Consider the following 12,587-nt stretch of genomic DNA (forward strand, 5'->3'; position numbering starts at 1 on the left):
CCATGGTGCTCCAATCCGTCAAACGTCGTGCTGATTCAGCCTTCCAGAAGGAGCCGCTGGGCCCGCGGTGCCAGCATGTGCTCCAGGACGAGACATGCTGCACCGATGGCGCCCACGTCCTCGCCCACTCCCGTGCCTACAACTTCCAGGTCATGGATCATGCGGGCGGCATTGTTCCTGTCCAGCAGTTCCGGAACCCGCTCCAGGAAGTAGGGCGACATACGGCCCCAGAAGGGTCCACCGAAAACCACGCGCTCCACATCCAGGGTATTGGTCACTACGGACACGGCACGAGCCACAAGGGTGGCCGATTTGTCCAGAATGGCAATGGCTTTTTGGTTCCCGGCGTCGGCTTGGTCGCACAGCGCTGCAAAACGTTCCTGGACCTCGGGGCCGTCTGCCCCCTCACGGTGACCGTCCAGGACACCGGCTGCTTCGGCTTCGGCCACCAGGACCTGAGGGATGCAGGAGGACTTAACGCATCCGTGCAGTCCGCAATCGCACAAAGGTCCGGAAGGATCAACCACGATGTGGCCGATTTCGCCGGCGTTGCCGGAGGTTCCACGCACTACTTCATCGTTGAGCACGATTCCGCAACCGATGCCGGTACCCATGTACATAAAAACAAAGCTGCCGGCGCCGCTCGCGCCTCCGGCCCAGGTCTCAGCAACAGCTGCACTGGTGACGTCCTTGTCAACCAGGGTCTCCAGCCCGGTGGCTTCGCTCAGGGCCTCGCGGATACGCACCCGATTCCACCTGGTCAGCAGGGGCGGCTCCACTACAGAGCCTTCATCCAGGTCAATCGGTCCAGGGACGGCAACGCCAAGACCAGCGATCTTGGATGCGTCCACGCCCGATTCTTCGACCAGGACCTTGATTTGCGCGGCGATGCTGGTGATCACGCCGGCGGGGTCCCCGCCAGGGGTGGACATCCGGGAATGCCTGACGACGTCGCCCAACAGGTCAAGGACCACGAAAGTGATGACGGCCGGGTCCAGATGGACACCGACGGCGTACATCCCAGCCGGGTTCAACCGAAGGATGGTCCGCGGCTTGCCCGGCCCCGATCCTTCCTTGCCGGCTTCGACGATCAGCTTTTGATCCAGCAGGCGCCGGGAAATATTGGAAATGGTTTGGGGGGAAAGTCCAACAATCTGTGCCAGCTCCACGCGGCTGAGTCCCTGCGCTGACCGCCGGATCGCCTCCAGAATGACGGTCAGATTGAAGTCCCCCATACGGGGTAGATTCGTTCCGCGCCTCGGTGTCGGCTGCCGGATCTCAGTCACTGATGCCCCTCGTCATTCGGAAAAACTTGGTCGGGTTTAGTCTCTGTCTGCATCGTACGATACCCACAGCCCCACAGGTACGAGCACACGCTGGCGACGAAGTCAGGGGTTGGTAACGATGCCACTGAATTGTATGTGACAGCTTCCTGCACCGGCCCTTGATGACGGTGACCTCAGGATTTGAGGCTGCGTGTCACCGTGAATTTGGGGTTGCGGCCTTCCTCCGACGTAGGTCCAATAAGCCGTTCCAGCGCACCCCGGTACTGCAAGTGACTGTTGTAGACGGTCCACAACTCCCCACCTGGCGCCAGCACACGTCCGGCGGCCTGGAACATCTTCAGCGCAGCGCCTGCATGGACACTTGCCCCTACATGAAACGGCGGGTTCAGCAGGATGAGGTCCGCGCTGCCGGGTGCAAGCGTGGACATCGCGTCATCATGAAGGACGGCCACCCGATCCCCCACACCATTGGCCGCCGCCGTACCCCGGGCCGAGGCAACAGCAGCAGCGGATTGGTCCGTTGCCACCACGTTCGCCTCCTCATGGCGCCGTGCATACATAGTGGCCAGGATCCCCGTGCCACATCCCAGGTCCACCACGCGGCGGGCAGCCGGCATCCGGTCCAGGAAGGTCAGCAGGTAACGCGTTCCAATATCCAGGCGGGCTCCGGAGAAGACTGCGCCATGAGCGCAGACCGTGATTCCCAACTCCTGCAATGGTTCCACAACGGGGAATGGTGGTGTGTCCGGAACCGGTTGGGGATCCCGGGCAATGAGCACCCTGGATTTCTGACGGGCGAGTTGCGGTTGGACAGAGGAGAAGTACTTCTCCAGGACTGAATTCATCCCGGTGGACATATGTTTGACACGGCCGCCTGCCAACATCACCGTATCCGGCGCCGCGAACCGCGCAACGGCTTCGGCGGTTTCCTCCAACTCAGCGAGCGACTTCGGCAATTGAACCAGTACCAGCCCTGCATTGCCGAGCAATTCCGGGCCTAAACCGTGCTGTGTGAAACGGCCCTCGAGACCTGCTGCAGCTGCGTTGCGCTCCAACGCGAGCCGCCCCGTGACAAGGTCTTGGTGAACACGGACATGCCCGACGCCGAGTCGCACCAGCGCACCCAGCGTCAGGGCACCGTAACGGTCGCCAATGACGACAACCCCGGTTTCCTGGCCTACCATTTCTGCCGCTGTTTCCAGCAAAATCCGGTCAGTGGCGTCGTAAGCCTGCAAATTCTCCGCTTCGACGTCCGGGAGCCTGCTCAAGGAGCCAAACAGGGTTTCCAGTTCCAATGCCGTCACGATGGAGGTTCTCACTTTCGTTGCGTTTTTGACTCGACTTTGCCAGTGCTTGGGAGGAACCTGAAAGTGCAGCACCTAAACACCTGGCTGTCCCGTCAGTTTGGTAGAACCATCACAGAGGCGGCCGGCACACGTCGCGGTGACAAGGGAGCCAGGCACCGGGACCATCCATCATCCGGCTCCCCCTCCCTGCGAGAAGCCATGAGTGTCAATGTTGTCACGAACCTTGAAGTAAAGTCCCACAACTCTCCCGACGAAACGCGCCGCCCGGATAAGACCGTTCTGGACCTCGTCACCGTAGGAGAATACACAATCGGCCGTATGACCTTTGAGCCCGGTTGGACCTGGGCTGACTGCATCAAACCTGTGGTGGGCACCGACTCCTGCCAGTTGAGCCACGTGGGATTCTGCGTTTCCGGCAAGTTGGACGTTGAAACCGACGACGGCGGCCAGATCAGTATCTCTGCCGGCGACTCCTACACGATCCCGCCGGGCCACAATGCCCACGTTGTAGGCGACGAACCGTTCCAAGGTGTCGAGTTCGTCAGCGGCGCCGAGTTCGCCCGCCCCCCTGGATAAGGAGATCGGGTTTCAGTACATGCAAAAAGACCCCGCTCAAGTGAGCGGGGTCTTTTTCCGAAGTGGAGCTGAGGGGACTCGAACCCCTGACCCCCTGCATGCCATGCAGGTGCGCTACCAGCTGCGCCACAGCCCCGGATTTGTTGATTTTCCGGTGAAGTTTTTCTCTTCCCGTCGAAGCAACTCGTCAATACTAACCACAATCCGTCGAGAAGCGAAATCGGCCAACCGTGAACTGCGTCACCCCCGGGCCGTGGCTTATCAATGAAACCCGGCAGCCGAGGCGCGCTGGACGAATCCACCGCGCCTCCCCCCAAACCGGCTGCCTGGGAGCGTGCTGTCATCCAGCTCCGCCCCCATGAAGTCTAAGATCGATACCTCCAGAAACCAAACCGTCCAGTCGGTTTATTTGACTGACCCGGCCGCGCCCGGTGATAGCGTTATGGGGTTCCGGAGGTGCCACTGCCAGCATCCCCTGACAGATCATCCGACCCCACCACATCGCTCGAAAGGTCAGCCACTACCGATGCAGCAACGTGCGCAGGACACCCGACTGGCAGTCATTGAAGGCGCAGCGCGCGTCTTCGCTGAGATTGGGTACGGAAACGCCAGCCTGGCTGACATCACCAAGCGCGCGGGCGTGACCAAGGGCGCCCTCTATTTCCATTTCACGTCCAAGCGGGAGCTTGCCCTGGCGGTCATCGACGAACAACACGCCTTGGTCCAGTCGGCGGGCTCGGAGATCGCCGGCTCCAACAACACTGCGCTGGAAAAAATCATCACCCTCTGCAGAATGTTCGGGCAGCAGTTGTTGGATGAACCGATAGTCCAAGGTGGTATCCGGCTCACCTTTGAAGCCTCCGCATTCCAAGCTGACGTTTCCGCCCCGTATCAGGACTGGATCAACACCACCCACCAGTTATTGGCTCAAGCCCAGACGGAGGGGGATGTCCGCGCCGATCTGGATGCCGCTGCCTTTGCCCGATACCTGATTGCATCCTTCACCGGAGTCCAGATGGTTTCCGAGGTTCTCACCGCGCGCGCCGACGTTATGGCCAGGATCGAACAAATGTGGGAATTCATGCTGCCAACCCTGACATCAGGCGCTAGCACCCAGCCGCAGGTTCCATGACCCGCTGATCACCCAACTGCGTGAGCCCGGTACAGCCAGCTGGATCAATTGACTCCGGGTACAAGAAAGGTCCTGCTTTCCTTGACGAAAGCAGGACCCTTGATGGTGGAGCTGAGGGGACTCGAACCCCTGACCCCCTGCATGCCATGCAGGTGCGCTACCAGCTGCGCCACAGCCCCATATTCTTGCTGCTTCACGTTCAGCATTTCAGCCATCCGCGCCGAAGCAACTCAAATATCTTAGAACAGCATTTCCGAAAATTCCAAATCGGGCATATTCGGTTGCCGTAGCTTCTAGTGCTCTGAGTCCTCCGCGGAAACAGCCTTGGCGGAGGCATCGTCACCGAGCTCCAGATCCACCACAGGGCAGTCCTTCCAGAGGCGCTCCAGTGCATAGAACACGCGATCTTCTGCGTGCTGGACGTGGATTACGATGTCCGCATAATCCAGCAAGACCCAACGGCCTTCGGAGCGGCCCTCACGACGCACGGGACGGAGATCCTGCTTGAGCAGTTCTTCCTCGATGCCATCGACGATTGCGTTAACCTGGCGCTCAGTGGGAGCAGACGCGATAAGGAAGATGTCAGTAAGCGCCAAGCGCTCGCTCACATCAAGCGCAACAATGTCTTCGGCGAGCTTATCGGCCGCTGCACGCGCTGCGTGACGGGCGAGGGTGATGGATTGTTCATGTGCAGACACGGGGACTCCTTGTTGTGGCCGGTGGCCTTGGTTTGGCGTTTGCCGGGATAAAGCGGAACTAGCCGCTGGTGATCATGATGATGCCGACGATGAGCGCAACCAGGCCCATGGCCAAAACACCGTATTGCAGGAGCCTGTTGCGCTGAGCCCGTGCCAGTCCTGCAGTATTGACGTCCAACGGATCAAGTCCGTAAGCCGTACTGGCAGAAACGGGCGGGCGCTGCGTCTCTTCGCTGCGCTCCACAGGTGCAGCAGGCTTCTTCCTGGCGGACCTGGCTACAGCTTCCGCCCGGGCAAGAACTCCTGCGCGGCCTCGGGATCCTGGCTTCTTGACCTGCGACGGGTCATCCAGAGTTGGACCTGCCGAGGTGATCAACGGCACGAACGTGGTACTGGGACGCTTCATGACCGGACGCTCAACACCAGGAACCTTGACGAACTCCAAAGGAGTCACCATGGCCAGGTTGTTGGCCGTGGAAGGGCCTGACGTGGCCGCCGGAGACTTTGCCTGCTCGACCTTGCCCTGCTCAGCCTTGTTCTGCTCGGCAAGCTTCTGCTTGGCTGCAGCTCGTTTGTTCAACACCGCCGCACGTTCGGCAAGGGCAATCTGCTCCGCCAACACCGCTGGATCAACAGCCAGCGGATCCTGCTCGGCGATGTGTTCCAGCTTGGACGTCTGGTTCTGAACCTGCGCCGCGATCAACTCACGGACTGCAAGGGCCTGCTCAACGGACATTCCGGACTCCGTGGCGGCATCCGGAGCTTTGTCCTTAGGCGTGGTCTTCTCTGCGGGAGTTTCGTTGCCGTCCCCGGCTGTGGCAACCTCGGGCTTTGCCATGCCGGGCTTGGTGGTCGCGGACTTCGTAGCGTCGGCGTTTCCGGCGTCATCAGTTGGAGCACCCGGCTTTGCAGCTTCCTGCGCGGAACCCGGCTCTGGAACGATCGGGTTCATTGACGTGGCAACTTCGGCCTGGAGCTGCTGAAGCCGCAGCTGGCGCCGCGTGGGAGGCCCACCTCCGGAGAGCTGTTCTTCCTTGTCCGCGAGTTCCTTGATGGTCCGCAGGGCTGCACGGTCACGTGCCCGGACCTGCGAGGATCGCTCTTGCGCGGCGGTTCCTACAGCATCCACCGGACCATCAGCGGCACGGCGGTTACGGGCAGCGGGGCGGTCAGACCCAGCCGGACGGTCAGCACCAGCAACGGCACTTGTGGTGGGGGCCTTGGAATCCACGCCGGCTTTTGCCGGCACCTTGGGCTCCGCGGCAGGTTTCGGCTGCGCCGTCGGTTCCGCGGTGGCTTCTGGTTGCGCGTCCGGCTGCGCAGTGGCATCCGGGTGCGCAGTGGCATTCGGCTGCGCAGTGGCATCCGGCTGCGCGGCGGCATCCGGCTGCGCGGCGGCGCCCGACTGTTCTTCCCGGGCGCGGCGAAGCTCACGCCTGCTGCGGATGGGTCGCTGTTCCTGGCTGCTCATTCAAAACTCATTCAGTACGTGCTTGGTCGTCTGATCCGGACAGTGCGGGCGTCAGCTCCCCTGCCACGGGCTGGGGCGCGTACAGACCATATTTTGCGATGTATTGCACCACTCCGTCCGGCACCAGGTACCAGACGGGATTGCCTGCGCCCACGCGGATCCGGCAATCCGTTGAGGAGATCGCCATAGCCGGAACTTCGAGCAAGCTGACGTCATCAGTCCGTCCGAGGTCGTTCAGTTCATGTCCGGGACGGGTCACCCCGACGAAGTGCGCCAACGACCACAACTCGTCCACATCTTTCCAGGACAGGATCTGGGCCAAGGCGTCCGCACCGGTGATGAAGAACAGGTCCGCGTCAGGACGCTGGGCCCGCAAATCACGCAGGGTGTCTATGGTGAACGTTGGGCCGGGACGGTCAACGTCAACCCGGCTGACAGTGAACCGTGGGTTGGATGCCGTGGCAATCACTGTCATCAGGTACCGGTGCTCCGGCTCGCTGACAAGTTTGTGCGACTTCTGCCACGGCTGTCCCGTCGGCACGAAAACCACTTCGTCGAGTCCGAACTTGGCTGCTACTTCACTGGCAGCCACAAGGTGGCCGTGATGGATTGGATCAAATGTTCCACCCATCACGCCCAGCCGAAGCCTGCGCCCCGACTCCCCACGTGGTGTTGCGGCAATAATGTTAGTGGCCCTGCCCGTGGGTGTGCTTGTTCGGGTGCTGGCGGTGCGGATCAGCGTGCTCTTCAACAGCCTCGTGGCGGTTGCCCAGGTTGGTGTAGGACAGGGTGACGAACAGGAGGACCAGCATCAGGGCAAACATCACGATGCCGAAGACCCACGGCTCTGCCCACAGGGGTGCGAGTTCCTCGTGGCCGCCGCCTTCAGTTTGGGCGGCAATGGACGTGGCGATCTGCTGAAACAGCATCTTCTCCCCTAGTTGGTTCTCAAATGTTTGCACGGCGGGGCATCCCGACGTTCCGGACTTCTGTTCTATGTTACAGCGTTGCTAGCTGCGGACTTGGCCTTCACCCTGGACGATCCACTTGGTGGTGGTCAACTCCGTGAGGCCCATGGGACCCCGGGCGTGCAGCTTTTGTGTCGAAATGCCCACCTCGGCGCCGAGGCCCAGTTCACCGCCGTCGGTAAAGCGCGTGGAGGCATTGACGATCACGGCAGCGGAATCAACCTCTGCGATGAACTTCTCGGCGTTGGCAAGGTTGTTGGTGAGGATCGCTTCAGTGTGTCCCGTGGTCCACGTGCGAATGTGGTTGACGGCCTCATCCAGGCTGTCCACCATGGCCACTGCAAGATCCAGGTCCATGTATTCGGTGGCCCAATCGTCGTCGTCAGCGGGAACGGTTTCGACGTCCCTGCCCAAGGCAGCGGCGATCCTCTCGTCCACATGGAGCGTCACCCCTTGTGACCGCAATGCCTTGGCAACAGCAGGAAGCACCGTTGAGCCCGAGTGCACCAGCAGGGTCTCAACTGTGTTGCAGACGCTGGGACGCTGTGTTTTGGCATTGAGGAGGATCTCCACAGCCATTTCTTCATTCGCGGACTCGTCGATGAAGATGTGGACGTTGCCTTCGCCGGTCTCAATAACGGGTACGGCAGAGTTGGTGACCACCGTCTGGATGAGGTCCCGCCCGCCCCGCGGAATGAGGACGTCCACGCGCCCGCGAGCACGCATCAGCACGTTGGCACCTTCGCGGCCGTACTGGTCCACGGTCTGGACAGCATCGGCCGGCAGGCCCACCGAATCCAGTGCTTCCCGAAGGATCCGCACCAAAGCCTCATTGGTGTTCGCCGCAGCTGACCCGCCACGAAGAATCACGGCGTTGCCGCTCTTGAGGGCCAAGCCGGCGATATCAACGGTCACGTTCGGGCGGGCCTCATAAATGGCGGCCACAACGCCCATGGGTACGTTGACCTGGCGCAGGCGCAGGCCGTTGGGGAGCGTCTGTCCGCGGACTACGTTGCCTACGGGATCCGGCAGGCCTGCCAGATTCTCCAGGGCCGCAACCAAGCCATCGATCCGGGCAGGAGTCAGCGTGAGGCGGTCCAGGAGCGCTGCGGACGTGCCATTGGCGCGGCCTGCGGCAACGTCCTTGGCGTTGGCCTCCAAAACATGCTTCCGGTTCTCCACCAAGGCTGTTCCAATGGCACGGAGCGCACGATCCTTCCAGGCACGGTTCGCCTGGCCCATCCGGCGGGCAGCCTTGCGGGAACGGTCGGCAATGGCATGAACGGCGGCCTGGACATCCTCCGGGGAGAGCGGAGCGCCGCCTGCCACAGGGTTCTCCGGCGTTTGTCCGGCAACACCGGAAACGTCGGAGATCACAGGGGCATCAGGGGTCAGCGCTTCAGTCATGCTCCAAGTTTAGATGAGCGGGGCGTCCGCAGGAGCACCAGATCATCAACATGAACAACTTCGCGGTCGTAACCCCGGCCCATCGCCTGGCCGAGCTCCTGGGTAGTGCGGCCCAGCATGCGCGGAAGTTCCTCCGAAGAGTAGTTCACCAGCCCACGCGCCAGCACGGTTCCGTCATGGGCAACCATTTCCACGGGATCGCCGGCTTCGAAGTCACCGCTGACCTCCGAAATGCCCGCGGGAAGGAGTGACCTGTGCCGTTCGCGGACTGCTTTAACAGCGCCGTCGTCGAGCATTAAGCGTCCCTGAACCGTCGCCAGGTGCGCCAGCCACAGGAGGCGCACCGGCTTGCGGTTGCCATTGACGGAGAACCAAGTCCCCACGTCCTCCCCCGCCAAGGCGGCCGCGGCATTGGCCGTTGACGTCACCAAAGCGTGGATACCCGAGCCGGCAGCGATCGACGCCGCCTCGACCTTGGTCATCATTCCACCGGTTCCGACGCCGGCCTTACCGGCCTTGCCGATGGTGACGTCCTCAAGGTCCTGAGGACCCTGAACCAACGGAATACGCTTGGCACCCTGGGACGGCGGACCGTCATAGAGGGCATCGACGTCGGACAGCAGTACCAGCGCATCCGCGCGGACCAGGTGGGCTACCAAAGCGGCCAGCCGGTCGTTGTCACCGAAGCGGATCTCGTGCGTGGCCACGGTGTCGTTCTCGTTGACCACTGGCACCACGCCAAGGTTGAGCAGGCGGTCCAACGCCCTGAAAGCGTTGGTGTGCTGCGTGCGGCGCATGAGGTCATCCGCGGTCAGCAGCACTTGGCTGACGGTGACGCCGTGGGCACTGAATGCCTGTGTGTAGCGGGCCATCAGCAATCCTTGGCCTACACTGGCGGCAGCCTGTTGCGTTGCCAGGTCCTTGGGTCGCTTGGCCAGTCCCAAAGGTGCCAGGCCCGCAGCGATGGCCCCCGAAGAGACCAGAATGATCTCGGTGCCGGCGTTGCGCTTGTCCGCCAGGGCGTCCACCAGTCCCGCAAGGGATTTCTCGGAGATACCGCCCTTGATGCTGGTCAAGGAAGAGGACCCCACCTTGACCACAATCCGCTTGGCGGTGGCGAGGGCCTGGCGTTCAAGGCCTTCGCCCGTGGCCGGAACGTCGACGGTCCTAGTCGTCATCACCGGCGTCCAGGGTGCTCTCCCTCACGGTCTGTGCGCGGCGGCCGCTGACGGATTCGGTCCAGATGCCGGCCTTGCGTTCTGCTTCAAGCTCGGCACGGGCGGCGGCCTTGGCTTCGCGGCGCTCAATCTGCTCATCGCGCTTCTGCGAACGTGTAGGACGGTCGCCAATGTCCGCAACGCGGATGTCGGTACCGCGGGGGGTTGCCAGGAGTTCGGCGCCGGCCATCATGGTGGGCTCCCAGTCGAACACCACGCCGTCGTCTTCACCGATGACCACGGTGTCGCCAGGCTTGGCGCCAACCTTGAAGAGCTCAGTTTCCACGCCCAGCTTAGCCAGACGGTCGGCAAGATAGCCGATGGCTTCCTCGTTGGTGAAGTCGGTCTGCTTGACCCAGCGCACAGGCTTTTCGCCCAGAACGCGGAACAGCGGCTCGAGGTTCTTTTCTTCGCGGCGGATCTTGAAACCGGACTCGTTGACCGCACGGGGCCGCAGAACCGGCGGTGCAACCATGGGGGGTGCGATTGCCACGGCATCGCGCGCTGCCTTGACGATCTCCGCCATGGCAAATCCGAGCTGGCGCAGGCCCTCGTGGCTGGTTGCCGAGACTTCGAACACGCGGTAACCCCGCGCTTCCAGGTCGGGACGAACGAACTCAGCCATGTCCTTGCCATCGGGCAGGTCAACCTTATTGAGGACAACCAGCTTGGGGCGCTCGTTCAGGGGAACAACTTCGCCGTCAACACCGGCGTAACTCATGTCAACCGCGTACTTCTCCAGCTCGGCCTCAATGATGGCGAGATCGGACAGGGGATCCCGGTCCGACTCCAGGGTTCCGCAGTCAAGGACGTGCACCAATGCCGCACACCGTTCAACGTGCCGCAGGAAGTTGTGCCCGAGTCCCTTGCCTTCGCTGGCACCCTCGATCAAACCGGGGACATCGGCAATGGTGAAACGGACTTCTCCCGCCTGGACCACGCCCAGGTTGGGAATGAGGGTGGTGAACGGGTAATCGGCGATCTTCGGCCGGGCAGCAGACATGGCTGCGATCAGGCTGGACTTGCCGGCAGAGGGGAAGCCGACCAACGCGATGTCCGCAATGGACTTCAGTTCCAGGACGATGTCGCTGGATTCGCCTTCGATGCCCAACAGGGCAAAGCCCGGCGCTCGGCGCTTCTGGGAGGAAAGGGAAGCGTTGCCCAGGCCGCCTTGGCCGCCGGCAGCTGCGACGTATTCAGTACCCTCACCCACGAGGTCGGCCAGGACTTCGCCGTCCTTGGTCTTGACGACGGTGCCGTCGGGGACCGGAAGAATCAGGGTCTCGCCGTTCTTGCCACCGCGCCAGTCGCCCATGCCCGGGCCACCATTGGTGGCGTGGCGGTGGGGTGCATGGTGGTAGTCCAGCAGCGTGGTGGTCTGGGCGGACACCCGGAGGATGACATCGCCGCCATTGCCGCCGTTGCCGCCGTCGGGGCCACCGAGGGGCTTGAACTTCTCCCGCTTTACAGAGACACAGCCGTGGCCGCCGGTTCCGCCGGATACGTGCAGGACTACCCGGTCTACAAAGCTCGCCACGTGGATCTCCTCAGTTGCTGTCTTACTTACAGCGTTTGTTGCTGTTGCCAGCGCTGTTGCAAAACCAGTGCGCTAAAGCGCCCTAGTCGATTGTAATGCGGTTAAAAGAACGGTGGAGCGGGCCGTTTGGCCCGCTCCACCGGTTCAGAACTTGTTGTTACTCTGCAGCTGCAGCAGCAACGATGTTCACTACGCGACGTCCGCGGCGAGTACCAAACTCAACCGAGCCGGCCTGCAGGGCGAACAGGGTGTCGTCGCCACCGCGACCAACGCCTGCACCGGGGTGGAAGTGCGTGCCACGCTGGCGAACGATGATTTCGCCTGCGGAGACTACCTGACCACCGAAGCGCTTGACGCCCAGGTACTGTGCGTTGGAGTCACGACCGTTGCGAGTGGAACTCGCGCCTTTTTTGTGTGCCATGTGAAATGCCTGCCTCTAAATTTCTGGGGAAACTGAAAAACCTGAACAGCGGGTAACGAAAGTTACGCGATGCTGGTGATCTTGATCTTGGTCAGTTCCTGACGGTGACCCTGACGCTTCCGGTAGCCGGTCTTGTTCTTGAACTTCTGGATGACGATCTTCGGACCACGGAGGTCCTCGAGGATCTCAGCCGTCACCTTGACGTTGGCCAGTTCCGCAGCTGCGGAGGTGACCTTATCGCCGTCAACCAGGAGCAAGGCGGGCAGCTCAAGCGTGCTGCCGGCTCCACCGGGGACGCGGTTAAGCGTTACGTAGTCTCCAACGGAAACTTTTTCTTGGCGGCCGCCTGCGCGGACAATCGCGTACACCACTTGGGTACTCACTTCTCTCGACGTTTATAACTAAATTTGCGTGCGGAACCTGGAACCGAAATCAGGCTTGGTTCGCGCTGTGCCTCAACGCCGTGGACTTCTGATCGAAGTCCGCGAGTCATCCCTTGAACAATTCCAAGGGGCATAACCCAAGTGTTGGCGTAAGCACCGAAGATCAAGATTACGCTAGTTTGAC

General features: G+C 61.8%; 13 protein-coding genes and 2 tRNA genes. 2 read left to right on the top strand and 13 right to left on the bottom strand.

Features of this window, described 5'->3' with window-relative positions; translation table 11 throughout:
* Positions 1 to 35: 35 nt before the first annotated feature.
* Entirely contained in the window at positions 36 to 1,235 is a 1,200-nt protein-coding gene (locus AYX22_RS12300; RefSeq protein ID WP_242703319.1) for an ROK family protein, read from the bottom strand.
* 224 nt (positions 1,236 to 1,459) lie between these two features.
* On the bottom strand, positions 1,460 to 2,605 hold the full coding sequence (locus tag AYX22_RS12305) for a class I SAM-dependent methyltransferase (protein ID WP_242703320.1): 1,146 nt from the start codon (positions 2,603 to 2,605) through the stop codon (positions 1,460 to 1,462).
* Between the two features lie 186 nt (positions 2,606 to 2,791).
* Between AYX22_RS12305 and AYX22_RS12310 the strand changes: the two genes are divergently transcribed.
* Positions 2,792 to 3,169: a cupin domain-containing protein gene (locus AYX22_RS12310; protein ID WP_207593725.1), complete on the top strand. Its 378-nt coding sequence runs from the start codon at positions 2,792 to 2,794 to the stop codon at positions 3,167 to 3,169.
* Between the two features lie 63 nt (positions 3,170 to 3,232).
* Here the strand turns inward: AYX22_RS12310 and AYX22_RS12315 are convergent.
* A tRNA-Ala gene (locus AYX22_RS12315) sits at positions 3,233 to 3,305 on the bottom strand.
* A gap of 390 nt (positions 3,306 to 3,695) precedes the next feature.
* On the opposite strand from AYX22_RS12315, the gene AYX22_RS12320 reads away from it, so the two are divergent.
* Entirely contained in the window at positions 3,696 to 4,301 is a 606-nt protein-coding gene (locus AYX22_RS12320) for a ScbR family autoregulator-binding transcription factor (RefSeq protein WP_207593726.1), read from the top strand.
* A gap of 103 nt (positions 4,302 to 4,404) precedes the next feature.
* On the opposite strand, the gene AYX22_RS12325 is transcribed toward AYX22_RS12320, so the two are convergent.
* The 10 genes from AYX22_RS12325 to rplU all read right to left on the bottom strand — a co-directional run bounded on the left by AYX22_RS12325 (position 4,405) and on the right by rplU (position 12,391).
* Positions 4,405 to 4,480 (bottom strand) — tRNA-Ala (locus tag AYX22_RS12325).
* Between the two features lie 114 nt (positions 4,481 to 4,594).
* Positions 4,595 to 4,999, bottom strand: a complete 405-nt coding sequence (rsfS, locus tag AYX22_RS12330) for a ribosome silencing factor (protein ID WP_091553904.1) — start codon at positions 4,997 to 4,999, stop codon at positions 4,595 to 4,597.
* 58 nt (positions 5,000 to 5,057) lie between these two features.
* Positions 5,058 to 6,470, bottom strand: coding sequence for a hypothetical protein (locus AYX22_RS12335; protein ID WP_207593727.1), 1,413 nt, complete (start codon positions 6,468 to 6,470; stop codon positions 5,058 to 5,060).
* 7 nt (positions 6,471 to 6,477) lie between these two features.
* The gene (nadD, locus tag AYX22_RS12340) at positions 6,478 to 7,101 is read right to left on the bottom strand and encodes a nicotinate-nucleotide adenylyltransferase (RefSeq protein WP_242703321.1); all 624 of its coding nucleotides are present in this window, start codon (positions 7,099 to 7,101) and stop codon (positions 6,478 to 6,480) included.
* 55 nt (positions 7,102 to 7,156) lie between these two features.
* Positions 7,157 to 7,399, bottom strand: coding sequence for a hypothetical protein (locus AYX22_RS12345; RefSeq protein ID WP_089595294.1), 243 nt, complete (start codon positions 7,397 to 7,399; stop codon positions 7,157 to 7,159).
* Between the two features lie 81 nt (positions 7,400 to 7,480).
* Positions 7,481 to 8,845 (bottom strand): glutamate-5-semialdehyde dehydrogenase, encoded by a 1,365-nt coding sequence (locus AYX22_RS12350; RefSeq protein ID WP_207593729.1) that lies wholly within the window; start codon positions 8,843 to 8,845, stop codon positions 7,481 to 7,483.
* Positions 8,842 to 10,023 (bottom strand): glutamate 5-kinase, encoded by a 1,182-nt coding sequence (proB, locus tag AYX22_RS12355; protein WP_207593730.1) that lies wholly within the window; start codon positions 10,021 to 10,023, stop codon positions 8,842 to 8,844. The genes AYX22_RS12350 and proB overlap by 4 nt, the downstream gene beginning before the upstream one ends.
* Positions 10,013 to 11,599, bottom strand: coding sequence for a GTPase ObgE (gene obgE, locus AYX22_RS12360; protein ID WP_207593731.1), 1,587 nt, complete (start codon positions 11,597 to 11,599; stop codon positions 10,013 to 10,015). Before obgE ends, proB begins: the two co-directional genes overlap by 11 nt.
* A 157-nt stretch (positions 11,600 to 11,756) precedes the next feature.
* A complete protein-coding gene (gene rpmA / locus AYX22_RS12365; protein ID WP_024816903.1) occupies positions 11,757 to 12,020 on the bottom strand; it encodes a 50S ribosomal protein L27 in 264 nt (87 codons plus the stop codon).
* A 62-nt stretch (positions 12,021 to 12,082) separates the two neighbouring features.
* A complete protein-coding gene (rplU, locus tag AYX22_RS12370) occupies positions 12,083 to 12,391 on the bottom strand; it encodes a 50S ribosomal protein L21 (protein ID WP_018777818.1) in 309 nt (102 codons plus the stop codon).
* Positions 12,392 to 12,587 lie beyond the last annotated feature (196 nt).

It is taken from the genome of Arthrobacter sp. D5-1, from assembly GCF_017357425.1.
Classification (GTDB): domain Bacteria; phylum Actinomycetota; class Actinomycetes; order Actinomycetales; family Micrococcaceae; genus Arthrobacter.